The sequence below is a fragment of the Blautia sp. SC05B48 genome (assembly GCF_005848555.1).
Taxonomy (GTDB): domain Bacteria; phylum Bacillota; class Clostridia; order Lachnospirales; family Lachnospiraceae; genus Blautia_A.
On sequence record NZ_CP040518.1, the window covers coordinates 2,915,494 to 2,939,362 of the forward strand.

Genomic DNA, 23,869 nt, shown 5'->3' on the forward strand with positions numbered 1-23,869 from the left:
TTGGAGCCAAAAAGATGATTGGTTGTAGAGAGCTACTGCTAACTATGGTATCTTATAGAGAGGTTAGAAAACGCTAACCAGCAAATGAATGGAGGTATTCGTTATGAGTAACAAGTTACAAGCAAAAGACCTGATTAACCTCGGCCTTTTCACCGTTCTCTACTTTGTGATTGGCTGCTGTGTCGCCATTCCCGTCGGCTTTGTACCTATCTTTTTGCCGATCCTCGGAGCATTGTGGTCTTTGATTACCGGCATCCCGTTCATGCTGTTCTTGACCAGAGTTAAAAAATTCGGCATGGTTACAATTATGGGAATTTTAAGCGGCCTGCTGATGGGGCTGACTGGTATGGGATTTTGGGGCGTACCGATGGGCGTGATTTTTGGGCTGCTGGGAGATCTGATCTTGAAATCCGGCGGTTATAAAAGCGCCAAGAAGAGCCTGATCGGGTATGCGGTGTTCAGCCTTTGGATGGTTGGTACATATATCCCCATGTATTTCATGGTTGAGGATTCCTGGGCCAGTTTTGCGGCCAGCTTTGGTGAGGAATACGCTGACAGGGTAATGGCTGTTATGCCTATGTGGAGCATTATTCTGGTAATCGCCGGAATCTTCATTTTTGCGATCCTGGGCGGACTTTTAGGTAAGGCGCTTCTGAAAAAGCATTTTGCTAAAGCGGGCATTGTGTGATGAACGGGCTATCATTTTCAGCAACAACCGAAAAAAGAAAAGGAATCCTGCTTGATCCCCGGACAAAGCTCATTCTGCTGCTGACGATTACAACACTGATGTTCAGTACCAGTAACGAAGGAATTATGAACATCGTCAAGCCGTGTCTAAGCCTTGTCCCCTTTGCTCTGATTTTGTCGGAACGCCGTTTCAAAACAGCAGGAAAATATCTGGTGCTATATGCGGTTTGCTTTATACTGGAACGGATTGCCCTTACGAGTTTGAGCGGATTACTCTCGTTCATCGTGCTGGCAGTGACATCTATCATGACGCGGTTTGCGCCCGGCATTATGACAGGTGCCTATTTGATCTCATCCACTTCGATCAGTGAGTTTATCGGCGCAATGGAGCGTATGCACATCACGGAAAAAATCGTGATTCCAATGTCTGTCATTTTTCGCTTTTTCCCAACCATCAGCGAAGAATATCAGGCCATCCGGGATGCAATGAAAATGCGGGGCATACGATTCGGCGGGAAAAATCCTTTCCTGATGTTGGAATATCGCCTTGTTCCTTTGATGGTGTCCGTTGTGAAGATTGGTGATGAACTTTCTGCTGCTGCGTTGACACGGGGGCTTGGAGCCCCCGTTAAACGTACAAACGTGTGCCAGATCGGTTTCCATGTTCAAGATTTGATTGCGATTCTGCTTTGCGTTATCTGTTTTGCCTTGTTTTTGTTTCAGCAGCAGATTTCTTTTTGACGGGAGGGGGTGAACCTATGATACGGATTGACCATGTGACTTTCTCTTATGGAGAAGAAAACGAGAACGCTGGTGGAGTCCATGATATAAATCTGACCGTAGAGGACGGTCAATGCGTCGTACTTTGCGGCGAAAGCGGCAGTGGAAAAACGACAATTACCAGGCTGATCAACGGTCTGATTCCCCATTACTATGAAGGAAAAATGAATGGAGAAGTGTGGGTAAATGGGGCAAAGGTTTCGGAACAGCCCCTTTATGATACCGCGAAAACGGTTGGCAGCGTGTTTCAAAACCCCCGCTCACAATTTTTCAATGTGGACACAACCAGCGAAATCACATTTGGGTGTGAAAATCTCGGCCAGCCGGAGCAAAGTATTCGGGAACGATTAGATAAGACCATCCGGGATTTCCGCCTGGAGAAATTGATGGGACGCAATATCTTTCATCTCTCCGGCGGGGAAAAGCAAAAAATTGCCTGTGCCGGGGTATCCATCATGGAGCCGGATGTGCTGGTTATGGATGAGCCGTCATCCAACCTGGATGCTTCCTCTATCCTGGATCTGAGAGCAATACTTGCGTTTTGGAAGTCGCAGGGGAAAACAATTATAGTGTCAGAGCATCGGCTCTACTATCTGCGCGGTCTTGCGGATCGTTTTATCTATATTACCGGCGGAAAGGTGGAAAAAGATTACTCCGCAGCGGAGTTTGAGAGCCTGACGGAGCAACAGAGAGCCAAGTTGGGGCTGCGTACCTTTATTCTTGAAGATTTGTTGCCGCCGAAAGCATTGCCCCAGGCCGGTCAGCAAATGGAACTTCGCAATTTCTGCTTTGCCTACAAAAACGAACCGGAAACGCTGCACATCCGGGAAAGTAAAATCCCCGCAAATCGTATTGTCGGGATCATCGGGAATAATGGAGCTGGAAAGTCCACCTTCTCCCGGTGTTTCTGCGGCCTTGAAAAGCGCTGCGGTGAGGTGATCTGGAACGGCAGAACTTATCGGCCTAAAGACAGACTAAATACCTGCTACATGGTGATGCAGGAAGTCAATCACCAGCTTTTCACGGAAACTGTGCTGGATGAAGTCCTGATCAGTATGGAGGAGAAAAATCAGGAGTGGGCTGAGGAAATCCTTGCCGAGTTAGATTTAATCGGCTTCAAAGACAGACACCCTATGTCCCTTTCCGGCGGCCAAAAGCAGCGGGTAGCAATTGCCTCGGCAATCGCATCCAAGCGTTCTATCTTATTTTTTGACGAACCGACCAGCGGTCTTGATTACAAACACATGAAAGAGGTTGCCAATGTCTTGAAACAAGTCATGGATGCAGGCATTACCTTGTATGTCATTACCCATGATCTTGAGCTGCTTTTAGATTGTTGTACGGATATTGTCCATTTTGAGGACGGTTCCATCATCGACAAATTTCAAATGGATGAGGCCGGTCTTGAAAAAATCCGAAACTATTTTATAAAGGGGGTGCCTACAAAATGAAGGAAGAAAAGAAAGAGTCGCCCATAGGCGTCTTATGGGGATGGGGCAAGCTCTATCACGGGAAATTCATCGGCAGTATTATCCTTGCGGTATTAGGCGTGGCCTGCCAGATGGTGCCCTATTTCTGCGTGGCGCATATTGTCACACTGATGCTGTCGGGAGAGCAGGATTTTTCCAGTTATATGACGGCCTGTATCGTTGCATTGTGCGGTTATTTGGGAAAGGTTGTTTTCGCCAATCTTTCAACAGTCATTTCCCACACGGCGACCTATTACACGCTGCGCGATCTGCGAGAGAATATCACCGCGAAGCTGGCCCGCGTCCCGATGGGGACGATTTTAGATACTCCGTCCGGCCAGTACAAAACGACGATTGTTGACCGGGTGGAGGGAATGGAGCCGACCTTTGCACACCTGATCCCGGAAATGACCGCAAATGTGCTGGTTCCCATTGTGATTGTCGTGTACCTGCTTATTCTGGACTGGCGTATGGCGCTTTTGTCCCTTGTCACTCTCGTGGTGGGCCTTGTGGTTATGTCCGCCGGTATGAAAAACTATCCCGTCAAGTGGGAGGGTGCTGTCAAGGCAGGCAAGCAGATGACAGACGCCATCGTGGAATATATCGGAGGCATTGAGGTGGTGAAAGCGTTCAGCCAATCCGCCGGTTCCTACAAAAAATATTCTGACGCGGTGAATTATAACGCCAACTACTATGTGGACTGGATGCGGGAAAACCAGAAAACCATGAGCGCCTACAACGCCATCCTGCCCTCAGTGCTGATTTGCGTGCTGCCCTGCGGTTTTGCATTCTGGCTCTCCGGCAGTCTGGAGCTTTCCACCTTCCTATCCATTGTGATTTTCTCGCTGGGGCTGATTGGGCCGATTATTGCGGCCTTTACCTTTACGGACGATTTGGCTGTACTGGGGACAAATGTGGAAGAAATCAGCCAGCTTCTGAACGCCGAAGAACTGAACCATAAAGAAACGCCGATCAAGCTGGAAGATACCGGCATTTCTCTTAGGTCTGTGTCGTTTTCCTATGACGGGACAACAGAGGTTTTGCATGATGTGAATCTCACCATCCACCCCGGAACCATGACCGCCCTTGTAGGGCCGTCCGGCTCCGGCAAGTCTACGGTGGCAAAGCTGATTGCCGGGTATTGGGATGTTACATCCGGCAGAATTACCCTCGGCGGCCATGAGCTGAAGGATATGCCGCTGTCTGAAATTGCAGACCAGATTTCCTATGTGTCCCAGGACAACTACCTGTTTAACCGCAGTATCCGGGAGAATATCCGCATGGGAAGGCCCGGTGCCACGGACGCAGAGGTGGAACAGGCAGCCAAACAAAGCGGCTGCGACGCCTTTATCCGCAAGCTGGATAATGGCTATGATACGGTTGTTGGCAGCGCCGGTTCCCATCTTTCCGGCGGTGAACGCCAGCGGATTGCCATCGCCCGCGCCATGCTGAAAAATGCGCCGGTTGTCATTTTGGACGAGGCAACTGCCTATATCGACCCAGAGAATGAGGCGCTGGTGCAGAAAGCCATTTCCACTTTAACTGTCGGCAAGACCCTGATTGTGATCGCACACCGGCTGTCTACCATTGTTGGCGCAGATAACATCGTTGTGGTGAAGGATGGAACCATCCACGCACAGGGTACGCATGAGAAGCTGCTGGAAACCTGCCCCCTCTACCGGGATATGTGGCAGGCGCACATTGGCGCGAAAGACCAGATGTAAGGGGGTGTTGTCAGATGTATGGAACATTGAAAAAAATATTTGCTTTTGCAGGCAGCAAAAAGGGTCTTCTAAAAAAATCCCTGTTATTCTCATTCCTGTCCGGGCTGTTTTCAGCCATGCAGTTTGCCGCCCTCTTTGTAGTGATCGGCGCGTTAGTATCTGACAACCGGGACGGAAAGTTTATCTGCATTTCGCTGGGAATTATGGCCGTTTCCCTCATTGGGCGTATCATCACGACCTATTTCTCCACGATGGAGCAGACGGAAACCGGCTATTGCATGGTGGCGGAAAAGCGTATCCACATCGGAGATCGGCTGCGCTACATCCCGATGGGCTACTTCAACAAGAATAGTATCGGGAATATTACCGCCATTGTCACAACAACTTTGGGTGATGTAGAGAACTCAGCAGCCCGTGTCCTGGTGTCAGTGCTGGGCGGTTTTTTCAACTCGGTTGCCCTCGTCATCGTCCTGTTGGTATTTGACTGGCGGATCGGTCTTGTGGCCGCTGCCGGTGTCCTGATTTACCTTGCGGCGGCGGAACTGGCTCTTCGCAAATCTGCCGCGCTCAGCGGGGTACGCCAGCACACACAGGAGTCCCTTGTAGAGTCCGTGTTGGAGTACATTCAGGGCATGGGGATTGTTAAAGCATTTGGTCTTGAACGGGACAGCACGCAGTCTATCGGCAGTGCAATTAAGGCGAGCTGCCGGGATAACCTGAAATTGACAAAGGCCAGCGTTCCCTATGACGCTATCAAACAGGCTGTTGTCCGAGTGTTCAGCGTCCTGTTGCTTTTGGCCTCGGTCTGGTTCTGGCTGGACGGCTCCCTGTCGCTGGCCTACGGTCTGATTTTGGTGATTGCTTCTTTCATGGTGTTCAACGATTTGGAGAACGCCGGGAATATGGCCTCTTTGCTGCAAATGCTGGCGGCCTCGATGGATACGGCAAACTCCATTGATGACACGCCGGTGATGGACGAGAAAGGCGCTGACATTACGCCGAAGTCCAACGAGATCGTGTTTGACAAGGTGGATTTTTCCTACGCAGACCGTAAGATATTAGATCAGGTCAGCTTTACCATTCCCGAAAAAACGACTACGGCCATTGTCGGCCCTTCCGGGGCAGGAAAGACAACGATGTGCAACCTGATTGCCCGTTTTTGGGATGTGAATGCCGGGAAGATTACCATAGGCGGTACGGATGTACGAGATTTCAAGCTGGACAGCCTGATGAAGAATATCTCGATGGTGTTCCAGAGCGTGTACCTATTTGCAGATACGATTGAGAACAATATCAAGTTTGGCTGCCCGGATGCTACCCATGAACAAGTGGTTGAAGCGGCGAAGAAGGCTTGCTGCCATGACTTTATTTCTGCCCTGCCGGATGGCTATGACACTGTGATTGGCGAGGGCGGCGGCACTCTGTCCGGCGGCGAGAAACAGCGGATTTCCATCGCCCGCGCCATGCTGAAGGATGCACCCATCATCATTTTGGACGAGGCGACAAGCAGTGTTGACCCGGAGAATGAGGATGAATTGCAGCGGGCTATCGAGGCATTGACCCATGACAAGACCATCATCATGATTGCCCACCGTCTGAAAACCGTCCGCAACGCCGATCAGATCCTTGTACTGGACAACGCTCATATCGTCCAGCGCGGCACTCATGCGGAGCTGATCAAGCAAAAAGGCCTGTATGCCGATTTTGTATCGGCCAGACAGGAGGCCATCGGCTGGAAGCTGGCTCAGTAAAGGAGGTTCAGATGAAACTTCATGCGTCCGGGGAGGACTACCTGGAAATCATCCTTGTTCTCCAAAAGAAACTCGGTATGGTACGCTCCGTAGATGTGGCCCGGCACATGGAGGTGTCAAAGCCCAGCGTGTGCCATGCAGTGGCTACCTTGCGGGATGGCGGCTTTCTCACAATGGACGAAGATCACTTTCTCCATTTGACCGATGTGGGCCGCGAGGTGGCTGAAAGAATCTATGAACGCCACTGTTTCTTTACCGAGCAGCTTATCGCCGCAGGCGTTGATCCCAAAACTGCGGAGGCCGACGCCTGCCGGATTGAACACATTATCAGCGATGAGAGTTTTGACCGGCTGAAAGAGGCAGTCGAACAAGAGCAAGACTAAAACCGAATAAGCCAAGCGATCCTGCCCCGCAAGACGGGGAAAGAAAAAAACCGTTGCAGGGCAGGCAGCTTTGTGCGCCCAAAATGGATTTTCCGGGTACTGCGGCGGTTTTGAGTAACATCAAGGCCGCCGTTCCTTATGCGCCGCCTCCGTTCTTCATAAGGGTTTGGGACTATCCAAACAAGCAATTTTGAATTTTCGGGTAAGGGACCTGAGAATCTCAAAATTTGCAAGCGGGTACTCGCTTGCTGTGCTTGCCTCTTTTCTCCGAAAATGAAAAGAACCAGTGAGAGAATCGTTAAATTTCACTCACTGGCTCAATTCGTTTCAAATTTTTCGGACAACTCTGTCAGTTCCCTCACCGTTTCTTGGGTGTGATGCAACAGGGTGTCACGCATTTCTGGCGGACAGCTGGAATAAAGCATTTTCATCTGATTGACACCTTCATCTTCCAGAGAAATATCTGGATTTATAAGCGTATCTAAAGAGATGTGCAGGACCTTTGCCAATGCTCTCAAAATCAAATAAGAAGGATTCATTTTCCCCTTTTCGATATTGGCGATTTGCTTTACAGAAACATGGCTCAGATCCGCAAGCTCCTGTTGTGTCAGGTCTTTTTTCTTTCTGGCTTCCCGCATTTTTTGCCCTAAAGCAGTTAAATCATCAATCGGCATAATCGTTCACCTCAATAATATTGTATCGTTCCGGTTTGATTTGAGGAATAACCTTATCATTCCGGTTTTTCCAGTACGATTATACCGATTTTTCTTTTTTGCAACATGGTTGCAGGCTTGTATTCTTCGAACAATAGAAATATAATGGAATGTATTGCAGGAGGTGCAGAGATGGACTATATGACCCTAAAAGAAGCAAGTGAAAAATGGGGAGTTTCAATTCGGCAGATAAACTATTATTGCGCCGGTGGCCGTATTCCCGGTGCTGTGAAGGTGGCTACAATTTGGCTGCTTCCGAAAGACGCGGAAAAGCCTGTGGATATGAGAACGAAGCAAGGAAAGGAGCAAAAAAATGCAAAAGATACTTTATGTTGAAGATGATTTGAGCCTGATTGATGGATTGCAATATACTTTGGAAGCAAGTGGATATATGGTGGACAATGCCAAAACTGTAAAGGAGGCTTTGGCACTATTCCGAAAGAACACCTATGATTTACTTTTGCTGGATGTTACGCTCCCAGATGGCACAGGCTTCGATGTTTGCAAAGCGGTACGGAACAGCTCAACCGTTCCCATTATATTTTTGACAGCTTCGGATCAGGAAATCAGCATTGTCCGAGGACTTGATATGGGTGCCGACGATTATATCACCAAACCGTTCAAGCTGAATGAACTTCTATCCAGAATTAAGGCAATCCTGCGCCGTTCCTTGCAGTTTTCCAAAGCAGATACCTTTTTGGAAGCTAATGGCGTTCGTGTGGATACGGCAGAGCGGCTCGTCTGGAAAAATGAAAAACCGCTTGATCTCCCATTGGTGGAATACAAATTGCTGTGTCTGTTCATGCAAAATCCCAATCACCTTATGCCGCGCGAAATGATTCTGGATCGGATGTGGGATGGCAACGGTAATTTTGTGGACGATAATACTCTATCTGTGTATATCCGGCGGCTGAGAAACAAAATTGAGGACACACCCAATCAGCCTAAATACTTGCTGACGGAACGAGGTATCGGCTATAAATGGGTCGTTGAGTGAGGACAAGGTATGGGCAAATTAGGGAAAGAAACAAAGAATCTACTGTTGGCAATCACCGTCATCTGCCTTATTTCATTTCTACTTGCCGCAGGACTTTCGTTTTTACTTGCAAAGGACTTCCAACATGAGATGTTGCTCCATGACTATGGTGTTTCCGGCTACCAGCTGAACCATGAGGATAAATTGCAGATTTCAGCTTTTACTGCTCACCCCAACGAAAGCGATATAGAACGAGGCAAAGAAGCGCTGGCCTCTATTGGATACAGTGAAGCAACATCTATGCAGCTATTGCCCACTGTTCGGGAATATCGCAATCAGACGATGCTGTATCTATTCTTGCTGCTGTTGTTTCTGTTCGGTATGGTATATCTGGTTCTGCTGTTTTATCTGCGACGCCAGCATAGAGCTATTGATGATGCAGGAAGTAAGATTCGAGAATTTTTGGATGGCAATTCTATGTCCAGAATTGAATGTTCCCAAACCGGTGATTGGTATAGCCTTTTCCATGATGTCAATGAAATGGCGACTATTCTCTCCGCCCATGCAGAGAGCCAGAAGCAGACAAAGGAGTTCTTACAGGACATCATTTCGGATGTATCACATCAGATTAAAACGCCGCTATCTGCTTTGAAAATGTACCATGAAATCATAAGCAGTCATAAAGGAGAAGCCGAAACGGTGGCGAACTTTTCGGAAAAATCTCAACGAGAGATTAAGCGAATGGAGAACGTTATTTATACACTGCTCAAACTGGCGCGCCTGGATGCGGGAATTATACAGATGGAAAAAGCAGAAGAAAATGTTTCCGCTCTCATGCAAGATGTTTTGGAACGATTTGAAACATGGGCAGAACAGGATCACAAAGAGATCACCCTTTCGGGTAAGGATGATATTTCTCTTAATTGCGATGCACTATGGATGTCGGAGGCGATTGGAAATATCGTCAAAAATGCTTTGGAACACACACAACCGGGCGGTCACATTTCGGTGCAATGGACACAATCACCCCTGTTGACTCAGATCGTCATTACAGACGATGGCAAAGGTATCCACCAAGAGGACTTATACAACATTTTCAAACGCTTTTACCGCAGCCGCTTTTCGTCAGATGTGCATGGGATAGGATTGGGCTTACCGCTGGCTAAATCTATTGTGGAGGCACATGGGGGAACTATTTCTGTAACCAGCACACTCGATGTTGGAACTACCTTCACATTGAACTTTTTCAGCCTTACAAATGAGTAAGATGCAGGTCACTTGGAAGTAAGCCGAAGGGGGTATGATGTGACCATAAGGAGGTACTGCGTATGAATATTCTTGAAGTACAGGACTTGTGCAAAACCTATGGAAAAGGTGAAGCAGCGGTTCAAGCGTTGCGTCATGCAACATTTTCGGTTCGCAAAGGTGAATTTATTGCCATTATTGGTGAATCCGGCTCCGGCAAAAGTACGTTGCTGAATGTTGTGGGTGCTCTGGACAAAGCCACTTCCGGCAAGGTCTGGATCGACGGTCAGGATATTTTCTCAATGCCGGAGAAAAAACTGACCGTGTTCCGGCGGCAACACATCGGTTTTATCTTTCAGTCATTTAATCTGATCCCGGAACTGAATGTAGAACAGAACATCACTTTTCCGTTGCTGCTTGACTACAAGCGGCCAGACCAGAGGTTTGTCAACGAGCTGCTGAATGTTTTGGGACTGACCGAACGCCGTCATCATCTTCCCAGTCAGCTCTCCGGTGGCCAGCAACAGCGTGTCGCTATCGGAAGGGCTTTGGTTACACGACCTGCACTGATTTTGGCGGACGAGCCGACCGGCAATCTGGACAGTAAAAATAGTCAGGAAGTCTTGGCTCTCCTGCAAACCATGTCGGCCAAGTACCAGCAAACCATTTTGATGATTACCCACAACAAAAATCATGCAAGTGCGGCAGACCGCATTTTCAATATGTCTGATGGTGTGCTGAAGGAGTTGGGGGTGAGCCGGAAATGAAACACTACCTCGACTTGGTTTCTATCTCCAACAAGGTTCACCGCAGGCAAAGCCGCATGACACGCATTTGCATTGTGCTGGCGGTTTTCCTGGTTGCAGTCATGTTTGGACTGGCCGATATGTATTTGAAAAGCATGACGGATGAAACCCGGCATCAAACTGGAGATTGGCATTGTAAAATCACAGCTATTGACGAAAAAACATCCGAATATATTGCTGCCCGCCCTGAAATAGACTTGTCTGGCTGGCAAGGCAACATTCCCGCAGAAATCGGCTGCACAGTGGCAGACCAGCCCGTTTCTGTTGCAGGGATGGACGAGACAATATTTTCTGAAATTTATTTAGGTTCTGTCCTTTCAGGTGAGTTCCCTGAGATAGCTGGACAGGTAGCTGTTTCATCTACATTAGCACAAACAGCAGGAATTTCGTTGGGAGATACTCTTACTTTGAACTCTCCTGATGGGAGTACAATGCAACTGGCGATTACGGGAATTATGGATGATGATGCCGCCAATATGATCTCGGGAAGTGCCAGTGCAGTCCTTTTGACACCTGAAGGGCTGTCAAGCATTCAAACTGCGGATCTAAGCGGCAACTGGCAGTATGTCGTTCGGTTCTCACTGCTCACTAATGTTGGTTCCAGCATTGCTGATATTCAGCAGCAAAACGGCATATCTGATGCACAAATCACCCAAAATGAAGAACTGCTCAGTATGCTCGGGCAGCTGCCGGGTTCCAATATGTCGCAGATATACACAATGGCATTTCTGCTTTCTTTGGTGGTAATGGGAACTTGTGTTATGATGATTTCCAGTAGTTTGAATAGTAATGTCAGCCAGCGCATGGAGTTTTTCGGTTTACTGCGCTGTTTGGGAGCCACTCGTCGCCAAGTATTGCGCTTTGTGCGCCGTGAGGCTTTACAGTGGTGCATTACCGCCATACCCATTGGTATCGGGTTAAGTATCGTGGTGGTTTGGGGACTGTGTGCAGTCATGCGGCAGCTCAGCACTGTATGGTTTGGTTATATGCCTATCTTTGGCATTAGCTGGCTAAGCATTGGTGTGAGCATTGTATTGGGACTTATTACCGTTCTATTGGCGGCTCGGACCCCCGCAAAAATGGCAGCAAAGGTTTCACCATTGGAGGCTGTCACAGGCAATACACAGCAGGAATCCTCGTTCCGCCATGCGGCAAACACTCGGCGGTGGCATGTAGAGGTAGCACTTGGTATCCATCATGCCAAGGCCAAACGGCGCAGCTATATTCTCATGACAGGTGCATTTGCAATCTGCATCACCTTGTTTTTAGGGTTCTGTACGCTGGTTCCCTTTATGGAAAACGCATTTATGCCGAAAGAATGGTCGCCCGAGCTTTCCATTGTCAGTGACACAAATACTTGTTCCATTCCGGCGGATCGAAGGGATGCCGTAGTACAAAATTCCGCTGTTAGTCGAGTGTTTGGCAGAATGTTTGCTTATGATGTTCCTGCCCAAATTAGCGGCGCAATCCATAACAGCAATCTAATCTCCTATGAAGAAAATCAGTTCCGCTGGGCGCAAGATCAACTAATTGCAGGTTCTATAGATACTGTAACGAACACGCCAGGACAGGTCTTGTTTGTGGCAAACACAGGAACAGAAGTGCAGGTGGGAGATACCATTACACTGACAATAAACGGGAAGGATCAAACAGTTACGGTAGGGGGTGTTTTGTCTGACAGCCTATTGGCTCGTGCAGAGGGAACGGAAACACTGATCTGCTCCGAGGAAACTTTTTCGCAGCTGACGGGTGAGACTGGGTATACTATCCTAGATGTCCAGTTCCGCTTTGGTTCTGATGAAGAAGATGTTGCCGAGGTTGAAGCATTGTTCGGTGAAGGAGTCACTTTCACTGATGTCTTAATCCAAGCACAGCAACAACGTGGCCTTTATTATGCTTTTGCAACATTGGTATATGGTTTCCTGTCAATCATTGTAGCCATTACGATTTTCCATATTATGAATACCATCAGCATGGGAGTTTCCGCCCGAACTCGCCAATATGGAGTAATGCGTGCCATTGGCATGAGTAATCAACAGCTTACACGCATGATTTCTGCGGAAGCTGCCTCGTATGCCATAAGTGGTGTCATATTGGGATGTATTTTCGGATTGCTGTTTCATTGGTTCCTGTACTCCAGCCTTATCACTCGCACATTCGGAAATCCCTGGAGTGTTCCGTGGCTGGAATTGTGCTTGATCATAGGCGTGATTCTCGCAACCACGGCGCTGGCTGTACGAGGCCCAGCAAGAAGATTACACGCTATGTCGATTCTGGAGCTGATGAAGTAGTCACTTTGCTTGAAACAACCGGAACTTATAGTGACACAATTACACTTCCTGATGGCGGAAATTATGTCGGCATTGAGTGTGAGGAATTTACTGGAAACATTGAATTGAATATTGAATAATCTTTAGCTGTGTGATGGTAAAAGAAAAATGTCACAGTACGGCAGATTTGTTTTAGTTAAAAGTTTATGCATAAAAAATAAAGTAGGTGATTACATGGGAAAATGTTAATACTGACATTTGAAGATAGTGAGGAAGAAATCCTGAATCATATAATATCCTGTGTCAATACGGGAGCAAGAGCATTTCAAGTAATTGAAAATGCAAAAACAAATTTGAGTTATGGAGATATTGTTATTTTGTTGGATAAAAGAGAATTATTTCGAAAGCAGGAAAAAATAGATTTATCTTTTATAGAGTTTGAAATTTTGCATTTATTAATGCGAAGTCCTGGAAGAGTGTTTAGTAAAGAACAAATATATGATATAATCTGGAATGAACCCTATTCGGGTGATTACAATGTTGTTATGCGACATATCTGCAACATTAGAGAAAAGATAGAAGATGATCCTGGACATCCGGTATATATACAAACGGTGCGCGGTGTAGGATATCGGTTTAACGGAAATTTAGGCAGCGAGTGAAATCGCTGCCTATTATTATTGGTTTTACAAAGAAGGAAGTTTGTTATGAGAAGATCTTTGTATTTCAGGAGCATCCTGTTTGAGATATTTGGACAGGTTTTGATGTATCAATTCCAACTCTTTTATTTCTTGCTTAAAAGAAACGTATTGAGTATTTAGTGATAGTAAACAGATTTGCGTTATTATCAGGGATTGTAGGGAGATTCCGAAGAGCTTTTGTTCAGATGATGAAACAATAGGATTGGTACAGGAAATATATGGAACAAAAGTTAATAAAGGGATTTGTTGCGTTTTCTGCTATAATAATCTGCCAGCAAAGAATGTGTTGTCTGAATATGTTTGTGATTATAAGAAACGAGCAGGGTTATTTCAAAGATCAGCAGATTTAGAGTAGTTCTTTTTTTCTGAGAGAAAATTAAAAATCGTTTTTGGTTCTTCTGGAGAGTGATTATAGCGTTTGGGAAACATCCGGAGAAACCATTACCTCAGGGTGTCGTAAAGTTCTTTATCAAAGAAGCTTTGAGATGCCCTTTCTTTTTTATCCAAATCTTTTCTTTTGTTTACATATATAAACCTAAGAAAAAGCTTGACGTTTAAATATTACAAGTGTAATATTTAAGAAAATATGAAAAAAGGAGAAATAAAACTATATGAGAAAAAAGAAAAGAAAAAAACACACGAAGATTATCACAAAAATAGTTTTATTTAGCGGTATATTGATTGGTGGTGAAATCGGTATTGTAACAATAATGAATTGTAATGTTCCTGAAAAAAGACTAATGGAATATATGAAATATATTGAAAAAGGGGAATATGAGCAAATGTATGCCATGCTGGATCAGAAAAAAAGCAGCATGAACAGTAAGGAAGAATTTATAGAACGAAATTCTAAAATATATGAAGGCATTGAGATGTCTGATCTGTCCATAACTGATATTACAGTAAAAAGACAAGAAAACGGAAATGCGGCGGTTTCCTATACAACAAATATGCAGACTGCTGCAGGAAATGTAGAATTTACCAACGATGCGGTATTTTCACATGATTGGACAGGATATCATTTAATCTGGCAGGATCAGTTGATTTTTCCAGAGTTATCTGCAACGGATAAAGTTCAGGTAACGTCAGAAGAGGCAAAGAGAGGAGATATTTTAGACAGAAATGGTCGTCAGTTGGCTGGAGAGGGAACTGCATCTTCGGTAGGAATTGTTCCGGGCAGGATGGAGAACAGAGAAGATACAATAAAAAAACTGGCAGAGTATCTTGGAATTGGAGCAGACGAAATTGAGGATAAGTTAAAAGCCGATTGGGTAAAAGCAGATTCTTTTGTACCAGTAGCAACAATTCCTAAAATACAAGAGGTCGATCTTCTGACAGTGAATCCGGATGAAACTGTTCTGGAAGAAAAAGAAAAGCAGGACACATTATTGAAGATTCCAGGTATTATGTTATCTGATGTAAAAGTACGAACTTATTATCTAAAAGAAGCTGCCTCTCATCTGGTAGGGTATGTACAGGCGGTTACAGCCGAGGATTTGCAGGAACATAAAGGGGAAGGGTATCGTACAAACAGTGTGATTGGAAAGACGGGACTGGAAACGCTTTATGAAAAAGAACTAAAAGGGACAGATGGGTGTGAGATCTGTATTGTAGATGCAAATGGAAATAAAAAAAGTGTTATTGCATATGAGCCTAAAAAAGATGGAGAAGATATCCATACTACGATTGATGGCGATCTTCAAAGTACTCTTTATGAACAATTTAAAGAAGACAGAGGATGTTCTGTAGCCTTGAATCCTTATACAGGGGAAGTACTGGCGTTGGTAAGTACGCCATCTTATGATAATAATGATTTTGTACGTGGAATGGACAACAGCCAGTGGAGTGCATTAAATGAAAATGAAGACAGGCCTTTATACAACCGCTTTCGCCAGACATGGTGTCCTGGCTCAACTTTTAAATCTGTAATTGCTGCAATTGGATTAAAAGTGGGGGCATTTACTGCAAATGACGATTTTGGAAATGAGGGTCTGGCGTGGCAGAAAGATTCCTCGTGGGGAGATTATACAGTGACTACACTTCATGATTATGCACCTGTGATCTTGAAAAATGCGCTTATTTATTCAGATAATATTTATTTTGCAAAAGCAGCATTAAAAATTGGTGCGGATCAACTGATGCAGTCTCTAAATCAAATAGGATTTAATCAGGAACTTCCATTTGATATTAAAATGTCAGAGTCCCAATATTCTAATACGGACAAGACAGAAACAGAAATCCAGCTTGCTGACAGTGGGTATGGACAGGGACAGATTCTGGTAAATCCTTTGCATCTTGCAAGCATTTATACGGCTTTTCTAAATGATGGAAATATGATAAAGCCATATCTTCACGCGGATGGTGGAAGCACTTCCGGTGAAATCTGGATAAAAGATGCTTTTTCACCACAAATTGTTTCGGAGGTTATGGAGGGGTTAGAGGGTGTAGTGAATAACCCGGAAGGAACTGGTTATGGAGCATGCCGGGAAGACATTAGATTAGCAGGAAAAACCGGAACAGCGGAACTGAAAGCTACAAAAGAAGATACATCTGGAACAGAAATTGGCTGGTTTACAGTTTTTACTACAGATAGAGATGCAAAGAATCCTATTTTGCTCATCAGTATGGTAGAGAATGTGAAAGATATTGGAGGAAGCGGTTATGTGGTGGAAAAGGATAAGGCGATACTGGATGAATATCTTGGTAATGAATAATTTTTACCTTTAAATATTACAAATGTAAGAGGAAAATGATATGAAAAAAATTTGGAAAATATTTGTGGGAGTTATTTTTCTTGCTGTCTGTAGTGGATGTGGCATAAAGAAAGAGCAGAAAAAGACAATTGAAGATACGAAAGAAAAAATTTACAGAGAGTGTGAAATGCTAGCAGAAGGCTATCAGAGCATATATGAGAATGCTGTGAAAGAAAATGCACTATATGAGCTGAGTACAATACAAAAAAGTATGGATTATTTTGGAAAATATGGATATGCAGTAATTGATTCCTACAATCAGCTGGATATGGTTCAAAGTATTAAAGTAGATGATTTTTTGAAAAAAGCAGAAAAAGAGAAAAATGGAAAAACTACTATATTTCAAGTTATAGCAGGGGATCATTTTATTCGGTATGATCTGAAAACCAAACAGGGGAAAATAGACGTTGAAGTAAGCTCTTTTAAATGGAAAGAGGATACTTGGCAGGAAACATATTATCATGAGTTTAGAGCTAATTCATGGAAATATACAGAAAACGGGTATTTCTTTATGGAAGAATATCATCCGGCTGGATATGATGGACCGTCTGGATATCGGGCCTTTCGGGTAGTGCCGTTAAATAAAAAATGCAGGGAGCTGAATCGAAAATATATACTTCCTTTTGGATATACACTTAATAAATTGTTTACTTCTAATTGGAGTGAAAAAAATTATGATGGAATAAATTTTTATGATGTTTTTGACCGTTTACTTTCAATGGAAGAAAAAGCTGATGAATTTAAGGAAGGAAAGACTTATGAAATCCCAAAAGAATCATTTGAAGCGATATTTCAAAAATATTTTAATATAAGCGCAGAGATACTGCAGACAGGAACGGTATTTCACACGGAAACACAGACATATCGGTATCGAACCAGAGGAATCGTATATGATTTTGCTCCCACACCATATATTCCATATCCGGAAGTTGTTTCCTACATAGAAAATCAAGATGGAACAATAACACTGGAAGTAAATGCGGTATGGCCACAAAAAGAATTAGATCAGGCGTTTTGTCATAGCGTAACCATTCGGCTGTTAGATAAAGATAGATTTCAATATGTATCCAATTATGTATCAAGGTCAGAAATAGAGGTTACCTGGTATACGGAAAGATTATCAGACGAAAAGTGGGAGGAATGTTATGGAGATAATTGATATGAGTACAAAAAGAAAACTGAAAAAGATGGTGAGTGTTTTATTTATTTTGGGATGCTTTTTCATAGGAAATACAAAATGTAAAGGGGCTGATTTAGAATATATTTCACAGGAAACTGCGAATTATGCTGTACAAGAAAGAGGATATGATTTGCCAGTAGATGAAGTCGTGAAAGAAGAAGCTATTGAAGATTGTAAGAATGTTATGAATCAGATGAAAGCCATTTATCAAAAGGCGGATAAAGGAACTTCATCGAATGTAGTAGTTTCTGAGACAGTAATGGAAGAAATGCAGGAAGTATTAAAGGAAAAAAATGTCCCTGTTATTACATCAGCGCCGTATTCAAATATGGCTAATTATTCTAAAATGGAAGAATTTCTTTTCAGGGCAGAACAGGATCTGCCAGGAGATATCGTCTTATATAGGATTAACAGGGATGGTGGGATAGAAAGACTCAAATTCAATTATGATGGGACAGATATGTATTTGCTGGCTGCGAAAGTTGTTTGGGGTATGAACGACAATCCATCTATTGTATATGTTTCGTATACAAGGATAGAAGAATGGAAATATACAGAAAAAGGCTGGTTTGGTTATACGCTATGTGTTCCAAAATATCCGGAAGTATCAGAAGCGGTTGATGGCAGTTCTATGATAAGAATTAAACCTTTAAGTGATGAATGCAGGGAAGTTTCAAAGAGGTGTGTGTATTGGCTTGGATATCAGGGGAATAATCTTTTATGTTCTGATTGGGATAGATCTGATATGGAAGGGTTAGATTATAATGGTTTATATGAATATTTATATCGAATGAAATACGGGGAGAGATATGAGTTTTCAGGTAACTCAAGTGGAATTCCGGCAGAAGAGTTTGAAAATCTGATAATGGAGTTTTTGCCGATAACAGCGGAGCAAATTAAAAAATGGGCAGTATTTGATTCGGAACATCAAACTTATGACTGGGAACAATTTGGTTGTTTTAATTATAGCTTTGGAACATCTTTACCGGAGGTCGTTGAAATAAGAGATAGCGGAGAGGGAAACAATGTGCTGGTTGTTGATGCTGTATGTGATACATTTATATGTAATGATGCCGTTATTACAAGTGAGCTGACTGTTAAGTTCAACGATGATAAGAGTTTTAAATATATGGGGAATAAAATTCTGAATAATGGTACGAAAGAAATTCCCAAATATCAATATAGAATAAAAAGAAAGAACTGATAACAACTATCAGCCCTTTCATATTTGTTAATTCCATATATGTAATTTTTTTAAGATATCAGAAGTGATTTCAAATGCCTTTTTGCCAGTTGCATTAGAATCACTTTGGATATTGGTTGCAAAATAATAGCTGTTATCGGAAGTTTCTACATATCCGATAAACCAGCCGTTGATATCCTGTCCGTTGACACGACCGGTTCCAGTTTTTCCGTAGAAATTACCATTAGGTGTACTGGCAATTTTTATAGCATTTTTAACAGAAAATACATTTTGGGAATTTAGATGGAATTCATTTGTGTTAAATTTTTTCAATAATGTTACTTGCTCTAAAGGCGAGATTTTTAATGAAAAATCGGACCAGTATAAATCCAGATTTGAACTGGTTGTCTGGTTTCCATATTCTATTTTATTCAAAAATTCCTGGACTCTGTTAATTCCGAGCTGCGAATCAATTGCCTGGAAATACCAGTTAACGGAATTTTGCATAGCAGAGTTTAAATCCTGATCAGCTTCCCAGGATGGAAAAGGAAAGGCATCACCATTCCATGTCATGGAAGAGTGTTCTGGTGTGATGATTCCGGATTCCAACCCTAATAATGCATCGTATATTTTGTAGGTAGACTCTGGCGGAATACGTTTGGTGGCTTCTTCAAGATCGTATATTTTCCAGGAATCCAAATTATTGTCATACAAAACAAATGATCCATCATATGTTCCAAATGTTTCGGATATATCTAACAGGGAGATATTTTTGTCTGTATCACTAAAATGATATACGCTTTGAGTAGAGGCATCAATGGATAAAATGGGTGTACATCCAATAAAAACAGCACTAATGACCAGATAAATTATCAATGCTCTCATTTTTTGATAAAGAGTTTCTTTCCTAAAAACGGCGATGTTGAGAATACGTCGTTTCATCTGCCTGAAATTTCCGGACATTCCAACTGCCAGTGGAGAGGAAAAAGAGGATATTTTTTCTGCAAAATTAATCAGTGTAGTTCCATAAGCTTGGTATTCATCAGCAGAAATCATCTGCAATACAGCAGAATCACAGGCTATTTCACGGTCACAGAAAATTTCTTTTAAAGTGTACCAAACAAAAGGGTTAAACCAGTAGAGTATATTACTTATGACCATGAGGAAGCCAATAAATGTATCTTTGTGACGGTAATGCTGTAATTCGTGTAGCAGCATAAAACGCATATCATCAGGATTCAGTTCGGAAATTAAATGGATGGGAATGTAAATCCTGGGATGTATTATTCCGATTAAAACTGGTGATTTTAAAAATGCAGTACTGTAGACTGATACTGGGTAAGAGATTTTAAGTTCCTTTAAACAATTGTAATAAATAGTTTTTACCTGCTGATTTTGAAGCGGGAGAGCAGATCTTTTTATGGAACGTACATAGTTTAATGAATGAAGGGTGAGGACTGACATAATCATAACACCCGTTATCCATATTAGAAAGAGTATGGTATTCAAGCCTCCAGAAAATTGACTACTGATGGAAACTGAAAAATCATTCACCTGGTTTAACAAAATATTTTGTGTATTACTGGTAAGTTCGGATAGCGTGTCGGTACCAGAGTTAAGTCCTGAGTCAGTTTGAAAAAAATGTAACCATGAAAAAAGTTGTGAGCCATGAATCTGTACAGGAAAAAATGGCACGGCAAGTAATAAAAATAAAAGAAAACAGAGATGGTACTGTGTAGCCGCAGATAAATATTTTTTCAGAAGTTTTTTTGTTCCGATTATTACAAGTGTAAAAATACATATGAAGATATTACTGATTAAAAAGTGGATGATCCAGTTGCTCATTGAAAACCTCCTATTTCTGATGTTTTGATAATAAATGGCGTAAGTTATCAATTTCTGTTGAAGAGAGCTTATCGTCTTCAAGGTAAGAAGCCAGCATAGAAGAAAGATTTCCATTATAATATCGCTTTAAAAAAGAATTGCTTTCCTGGCGTATATATTCATCTTCTTGGACTAATGGAGTATAGACAAATACCCGGCTTTGTTTTTCGTAGGAAAGAGCTTTTTTGGAAACAAGTCTCTTGATAAGAGTTTGAATTGTTTTTGGACTCCAGCTGATAGTTAGAGTAAGTTTTTCTGTAATTTCATTTGTATTGATGGGAGCATATTTCCATACAATTTTCATAACTTCAAATTCGGCTTCTGAAATCTGGGGTAGTGACATAATAAAATCCTCCTGCTAAATCCTACATATGTAATAAATATATTATATTACTTGTAGAAGAAAAAAGTCAAATGGCAGATGATATATAGAATATAAAATTAATAATGTAGAGGCAATAAAGGTGAAAAAGGTAGAAATTATTGAGAGAATCACAGATGCTAATGGAAGCATAAGTGAAAACATATTGACTAGCTGGGAACATAAAAACCAATTCATACCGGAAATTATAAGGTTTGGAGAATTAAAAATATATCTACAGGAACGAATTGTTAAAAAGAATGATAGTGATGTTCATCTTTCAAAATATGAATATGATATTTTACTTTTTTTAGCGAAAAGTCCAGGTAGAATATTTGGAAAAGAAATGGTTTATGATCTGGTATGGAATGAACCTTATTCCGGTGATTATAATGTGGTTATGCGACATATCTGCAATATCAGAGAAAAAATAGAAGATGATCCTGGACAACCATTATATATACAAACAGTACGAGGTGTAGGATATCGGTTTAATGGGAATTTAGGCAGCGAGTGAAATCGCTGCCTATTATTATGGTTTTACAAAGAAGGGAGTTGGTTATGAGAAGATCTTTGTATTTCAGGAGCATCCTGTTTGAGATATTTGGACAGGTTTTGATGTATCAATTCCAACTCTTTTATTTCTTGCTTAAAAGAAACGTATTGAGTATTTAGAGATTCTTTTCTGGAAATAAGATCTGCAATTTGCTCTTGCAACTTATTGGAATTAAGATGTTTCAGGTTTATACCATTTTCCTGTAAAATATGTTCAGCACCCGCGAAAAGAATAATTTGAGATTCATATTTACGGAAATAACGATCTGGATCTTTGGAGCTTTTATAATGGTCGTCGTAAATTTTATTTTTCTGATATTGTTCGGCATATTTTAGCATTTCTCGAAGATGGCGTATCTGAGACTCGAGAGAAACAACAGAGGTATTTACCTCTTTTTGCTGCATATGTAACAAGGCTATGCGGTCTTCAAGTTCTGAAAAATTATGTAGATTATGTGTGAACATCTTGTTATATTCAGCAGAGACAATTTTTAAATTTTCCTTATTTGCCCATTTCTGAAGTCCAATGTTTCCTGCTATATTGGGAGCATTGGTATCTATTAATTTGTTATGAACAGAAGGAAAAATAGCTTTCTGACGTTTATTTTCAATGCGTTCTTTGATACGTTCCTTAGTAAAGTTTTTTCCTAAAGATTTAGCACTTCCACGCACTGGACGGGACATATCGGGAGAACGAAAGGTAATGTATTTTCTGCTGTTTTCGCCAAATTCTGCGTTTTTTATTTCATATCCTTTAGCTTCCATAAATGTAAGAAATTCTGAATAAGTGGAAACGATCCGGATTGTCTGGTTGATATCTTTTCGCAGCTGCGTTTTTTTACTGGATTCAGATTTATTTGCAGCCCATTCATTGTATTTCATTCCCTTTTTACCATCTGGCATAATTGTGGACAGGTTATGTTCCAGGCATAAAGTGTCGCTGAGATTTCGTATTTTCCAGTAATTCTTTTTACAGTCATGGTAATGAGAAAAAGTGATGTTATCTGCAGAACAGAAAATTAAATGGTTATGTACATGACCTTTATCAGTGTGTGTTGTCAGAACATAGGAGTATTTTCCCTCCAGTAAGCGATCCGCAAGTTCTTTGCCAATTTGATGGGCTTCTTCATAGGAAACTTCACCAGGGGAAAATGCCTGAATCAGATGAAATGCCTTATTTGTATTGTGCGGATCTCTGCAGTCATGTGTATGATCCAAAGTGTATTTGAAGTCAAGAACGGCTGTTTCGGGAGAGCAGGCAAAGGAAGAAATATATAGATTCTGGCCAGTTTTATCTGGATTGCAGATGTATTCTATTGCTTTATCAACGGTTGTTTTGATACCATGGATTTTTGTAACTGCCATATTTTTTCCATTAACTCCTTTATATCGTCCAGGTCCTTTGGGTAAACTGTATTGGTACTGTTTATACGATGGGTGATCTGATTCAAATTGCTGCTGATATTGCCCAGCAGGGTATTCATTTTTCGGATATGAGAGTAGTCTACTTCATATACAAATCCATATAAGATCATTTTCCGTAGAAAGGCAGATTTGCTTTTCATCCTGGAAAGACGATATTTTTCTTCTAAAATGTATTGTTCGTCATCATTCAAATAAAATTGTACGGGATGAATTCTGGTACGTTTGCTCATTGAAATCCTCCAATTCGTTTTTTTCTATAAAAAAGAGTACAAAAAAACTGTCTAACCAGTTCGGCTATGACAGTTATGGTACTTGGTTTTTTGTTGGTTTGGACAGATGTATCTGTAAGTTATTTTAACAGGACTGGGTGAAAGCGTCAAATTAAGAAATTATAAAATATGAGAGGGCCAGGGATACTCCCTGATACATTTTGGTAGAATGAACCGGAAAGGGAATTTGACAAAATGAGCCAGTTGTCATGACACTGGCAGTGCTTGCTTCTTTTGGGGTGTAGCCTGCAAAGCAGGCTATGCAAAAGCTATAAAACATAAATAGAACTGTGAGAAGTGGTTGAGAATATAATCCTGATAGCGTATAATCAGAGCAAGAAATCGTAAGTGAGGGATAAATTTGAAACGTGAGGAAATTTTTCAATATGTGAAAGAGCAATATGGAACGGAACCGGAATATTTATGGAAAAAAGATCCTGATTCTGCGGTGCTTCGACATAAAAATGGAAAATGGTATGCTATAATTATGGCAGTGGAAAAGAAAACACTGGGATTAGAAGAAGATGGAAAAATTAATATCCTGGATGTAAAATGTGACCCTGATCTGGTTGGGATGTTAATTGAAACGTATGGATTTTTACCGGGGTATCATATGAATAAGCGACACTGGATTACGATTCTTTTGGATGAATCTGTCAGTGAAGCTAAGACGCTAGATTTTCTGGATATGAGTTATGATTTAATTGACAGTGGGAAGTAATTAAAATTAAAAAGGAAGCCTTTCAGAAAAATC

At 42.1% G+C, this 23,869-nt stretch carries 22 protein-coding genes; 17 read left to right on the forward strand and 5 right to left on the reverse strand.

The window, feature by feature from the left end; genetic code table 11:
• The first annotated feature begins 103 nt into the window (after positions 1 to 103).
• From EYS05_RS13530 to EYS05_RS13555, 6 genes are read left to right on the forward strand one after another with little or no spacing between them, the layout of a single operon-like run.
• Complete coding sequence (locus EYS05_RS13530; RefSeq protein ID WP_015524597.1) at positions 104 to 688, forward strand: MptD family putative ECF transporter S component; 585 nt, start codon at positions 104 to 106, stop codon at positions 686 to 688.
• Positions 688 to 1,428: an energy-coupling factor transporter transmembrane component T gene (locus tag EYS05_RS13535; RefSeq protein ID WP_092072842.1), complete on the forward strand. Its 741-nt coding sequence runs from the start codon at positions 688 to 690 to the stop codon at positions 1,426 to 1,428. Before EYS05_RS13530 ends, EYS05_RS13535 begins: the two co-directional genes overlap by 1 nt.
• A 17-nt stretch (positions 1,429 to 1,445) precedes the next feature.
• Positions 1,446 to 2,918: an ABC transporter ATP-binding protein gene (locus EYS05_RS13540; RefSeq protein ID WP_092072839.1), complete on the forward strand. Its 1,473-nt coding sequence runs from the start codon at positions 1,446 to 1,448 to the stop codon at positions 2,916 to 2,918.
• The gene (locus tag EYS05_RS13545) at positions 2,915 to 4,660 is read left to right on the forward strand and encodes an ABC transporter ATP-binding protein (protein WP_138277353.1); all 1,746 of its coding nucleotides are present in this window, start codon (positions 2,915 to 2,917) and stop codon (positions 4,658 to 4,660) included. Before EYS05_RS13540 ends, EYS05_RS13545 begins: the two co-directional genes overlap by 4 nt.
• A gap of 14 nt (positions 4,661 to 4,674) precedes the next feature.
• A complete protein-coding gene (locus tag EYS05_RS13550; RefSeq protein WP_092072833.1) occupies positions 4,675 to 6,411 on the forward strand; it encodes an ABC transporter ATP-binding protein in 1,737 nt (578 codons plus the stop codon).
• Between the two features lie 11 nt (positions 6,412 to 6,422).
• Positions 6,423 to 6,794 (forward strand): metal-dependent transcriptional regulator, encoded by a 372-nt coding sequence (locus EYS05_RS13555; protein ID WP_092072830.1) that lies wholly within the window; start codon positions 6,423 to 6,425, stop codon positions 6,792 to 6,794.
• A gap of 317 nt (positions 6,795 to 7,111) precedes the next feature.
• Here the strand turns inward: EYS05_RS13555 and EYS05_RS13560 are convergent, their stop codons facing one another.
• The gene (locus EYS05_RS13560; RefSeq protein WP_092072827.1) at positions 7,112 to 7,468 is read right to left on the reverse strand and encodes a helix-turn-helix domain-containing protein; all 357 of its coding nucleotides are present in this window, start codon (positions 7,466 to 7,468) and stop codon (positions 7,112 to 7,114) included.
• Between the two features lie 171 nt (positions 7,469 to 7,639).
• On the opposite strand from EYS05_RS13560, the gene EYS05_RS13565 reads away from it, so the two are divergent.
• From EYS05_RS13565 to EYS05_RS13610, 9 genes are all read left to right on the forward strand, one after another.
• Positions 7,640 to 7,843: a DNA-binding protein gene (locus EYS05_RS13565; RefSeq protein WP_092072824.1), complete on the forward strand. Its 204-nt coding sequence runs from the start codon at positions 7,640 to 7,642 to the stop codon at positions 7,841 to 7,843.
• Entirely contained in the window at positions 7,821 to 8,504 is a 684-nt protein-coding gene (locus EYS05_RS13570; protein ID WP_031476721.1) for a response regulator transcription factor, read from the forward strand. The genes EYS05_RS13565 and EYS05_RS13570 overlap by 23 nt, the downstream gene beginning before the upstream one ends.
• Before the next feature lie 9 nt (positions 8,505 to 8,513).
• The gene (locus EYS05_RS13575) at positions 8,514 to 9,749 is read left to right on the forward strand and encodes a sensor histidine kinase (protein ID WP_055066044.1); all 1,236 of its coding nucleotides are present in this window, start codon (positions 8,514 to 8,516) and stop codon (positions 9,747 to 9,749) included.
• Between the two features lie 62 nt (positions 9,750 to 9,811).
• A complete protein-coding gene (locus tag EYS05_RS13580) occupies positions 9,812 to 10,495 on the forward strand; it encodes an ABC transporter ATP-binding protein (protein ID WP_092072821.1) in 684 nt (227 codons plus the stop codon).
• Complete coding sequence (locus EYS05_RS13585; protein ID WP_092072818.1) at positions 10,492 to 12,825, forward strand: FtsX-like permease family protein; 2,334 nt, start codon at positions 10,492 to 10,494, stop codon at positions 12,823 to 12,825. Before EYS05_RS13580 ends, EYS05_RS13585 begins: the two co-directional genes overlap by 4 nt.
• A gap of 221 nt (positions 12,826 to 13,046) precedes the next feature.
• A complete protein-coding gene (locus EYS05_RS13595) occupies positions 13,047 to 13,466 on the forward strand; it encodes a winged helix-turn-helix domain-containing protein (protein ID WP_015524608.1) in 420 nt (139 codons plus the stop codon).
• Positions 13,467 to 14,116: 650 nt separating this feature from the next.
• Complete coding sequence (locus EYS05_RS13600) at positions 14,117 to 16,219, forward strand: penicillin-binding transpeptidase domain-containing protein (RefSeq protein WP_138277355.1); 2,103 nt, start codon at positions 14,117 to 14,119, stop codon at positions 16,217 to 16,219.
• Positions 16,220 to 16,259: 40 nt separating this feature from the next.
• Entirely contained in the window at positions 16,260 to 17,417 is a 1,158-nt protein-coding gene (locus tag EYS05_RS13605) for a DUF6070 family protein (protein ID WP_118012902.1), read from the forward strand.
• Positions 17,404 to 18,642, forward strand: a complete 1,239-nt coding sequence (locus EYS05_RS13610; RefSeq protein ID WP_138277356.1) for a DUF6070 family protein — start codon at positions 17,404 to 17,406, stop codon at positions 18,640 to 18,642. Before EYS05_RS13605 ends, EYS05_RS13610 begins: the two co-directional genes overlap by 14 nt.
• Before the next feature lie 27 nt (positions 18,643 to 18,669).
• Here EYS05_RS13610 and EYS05_RS13615 read toward each other — a convergent pair whose 3' ends face one another.
• Positions 18,670 to 20,466: a BlaR1 family beta-lactam sensor/signal transducer gene (locus tag EYS05_RS13615; RefSeq protein ID WP_138277357.1), complete on the reverse strand. Its 1,797-nt coding sequence runs from the start codon at positions 20,464 to 20,466 to the stop codon at positions 18,670 to 18,672.
• A gap of 10 nt (positions 20,467 to 20,476) precedes the next feature.
• Positions 20,477 to 20,851 carry a BlaI/MecI/CopY family transcriptional regulator gene (locus EYS05_RS13620; RefSeq protein WP_138277358.1) on the reverse strand — a complete coding sequence of 125 codons (375 nt, stop codon included), beginning with the start codon at positions 20,849 to 20,851 and terminating at the stop codon, positions 20,477 to 20,479.
• A gap of 118 nt (positions 20,852 to 20,969) precedes the next feature.
• On the opposite strand from EYS05_RS13620, the gene EYS05_RS13625 reads away from it, so the two are divergent.
• Entirely contained in the window at positions 20,970 to 21,383 is a 414-nt protein-coding gene (locus tag EYS05_RS13625; RefSeq protein WP_138277359.1) for a winged helix-turn-helix domain-containing protein, read from the forward strand.
• A gap of 23 nt (positions 21,384 to 21,406) precedes the next feature.
• Here the strand turns inward: EYS05_RS13625 and EYS05_RS13630 are convergent, their stop codons facing one another.
• Together EYS05_RS13630 and EYS05_RS13635 are read right to left on the reverse strand one after the other, a co-directional pair.
• Positions 21,407 to 22,786, reverse strand: coding sequence for a relaxase/mobilization nuclease domain-containing protein (locus EYS05_RS13630; protein ID WP_138277360.1), 1,380 nt, complete (start codon positions 22,784 to 22,786; stop codon positions 21,407 to 21,409).
• Positions 22,735 to 23,076, reverse strand: a complete 342-nt coding sequence (locus EYS05_RS13635) for a plasmid mobilization protein (RefSeq protein WP_005426517.1) — start codon at positions 23,074 to 23,076, stop codon at positions 22,735 to 22,737. The genes EYS05_RS13630 and EYS05_RS13635 overlap by 52 nt, the downstream gene beginning before the upstream one ends.
• A 400-nt stretch (positions 23,077 to 23,476) precedes the next feature.
• On the opposite strand from EYS05_RS13635, the gene EYS05_RS13640 reads away from it, so the two are divergent.
• Positions 23,477 to 23,836 carry an MmcQ/YjbR family DNA-binding protein gene (locus EYS05_RS13640; RefSeq protein WP_138277361.1) on the forward strand — a complete coding sequence of 120 codons (360 nt, stop codon included), beginning with the start codon at positions 23,477 to 23,479 and terminating at the stop codon, positions 23,834 to 23,836.
• Positions 23,837 to 23,869 lie beyond the last annotated feature (33 nt).

Bases quoted from the DNA above. Each gene is read 5' to 3' on its own strand.
- EYS05_RS13530 (WP_015524597.1), top strand. From the start codon at position 104: ATGAGTAACAAGTTACAAGCAAAAGACCTGATTAACCTCGGCCTTTTC.
- EYS05_RS13535 (WP_092072842.1), top strand. From the start codon at position 688: ATGAACGGGCTATCATTTTCAGCAACAACCGAAAAAAGAAAAGGAATC.
- EYS05_RS13540 (WP_092072839.1), top strand. From the start codon at position 1,446: ATGATACGGATTGACCATGTGACTTTCTCTTATGGAGAAGAAAACGAG.
- EYS05_RS13545 (WP_138277353.1), top strand. From the start codon at position 2,915: ATGAAGGAAGAAAAGAAAGAGTCGCCCATAGGCGTCTTATGGGGATGG.
- EYS05_RS13550 (WP_092072833.1), top strand. From the start codon at position 4,675: ATGTATGGAACATTGAAAAAAATATTTGCTTTTGCAGGCAGCAAAAAG.
- EYS05_RS13555 (WP_092072830.1), top strand. From the start codon at position 6,423: ATGAAACTTCATGCGTCCGGGGAGGACTACCTGGAAATCATCCTTGTT.
- EYS05_RS13560 (WP_092072827.1), bottom strand. From the start codon at position 7,468: ATGCCGATTGATGATTTAACTGCTTTAGGGCAAAAAATGCGGGAAGCC.
- EYS05_RS13565 (WP_092072824.1), top strand. From the start codon at position 7,640: ATGGACTATATGACCCTAAAAGAAGCAAGTGAAAAATGGGGAGTTTCA.
- EYS05_RS13570 (WP_031476721.1), top strand. From the start codon at position 7,821: ATGCAAAAGATACTTTATGTTGAAGATGATTTGAGCCTGATTGATGGA.
- EYS05_RS13575 (WP_055066044.1), top strand. From the start codon at position 8,514: ATGGGCAAATTAGGGAAAGAAACAAAGAATCTACTGTTGGCAATCACC.
- EYS05_RS13580 (WP_092072821.1), top strand. From the start codon at position 9,812: ATGAATATTCTTGAAGTACAGGACTTGTGCAAAACCTATGGAAAAGGT.
- EYS05_RS13585 (WP_092072818.1), top strand. From the start codon at position 10,492: ATGAAACACTACCTCGACTTGGTTTCTATCTCCAACAAGGTTCACCGC.
- EYS05_RS13595 (WP_015524608.1), top strand. From the start codon at position 13,047: ATGTTAATACTGACATTTGAAGATAGTGAGGAAGAAATCCTGAATCAT.
- EYS05_RS13600 (WP_138277355.1), top strand. From the start codon at position 14,117: ATGAGAAAAAAGAAAAGAAAAAAACACACGAAGATTATCACAAAAATA.
- EYS05_RS13605 (WP_118012902.1), top strand. From the start codon at position 16,260: ATGAAAAAAATTTGGAAAATATTTGTGGGAGTTATTTTTCTTGCTGTC.
- EYS05_RS13610 (WP_138277356.1), top strand. From the start codon at position 17,404: ATGGAGATAATTGATATGAGTACAAAAAGAAAACTGAAAAAGATGGTG.
- EYS05_RS13615 (WP_138277357.1), bottom strand. From the start codon at position 20,466: ATGAGCAACTGGATCATCCACTTTTTAATCAGTAATATCTTCATATGT.
- EYS05_RS13630 (WP_138277360.1), bottom strand. From the start codon at position 22,786: ATGGCAGTTACAAAAATCCATGGTATCAAAACAACCGTTGATAAAGCA.
- EYS05_RS13635 (WP_005426517.1), bottom strand. From the start codon at position 23,076: ATGAGCAAACGTACCAGAATTCATCCCGTACAATTTTATTTGAATGAT.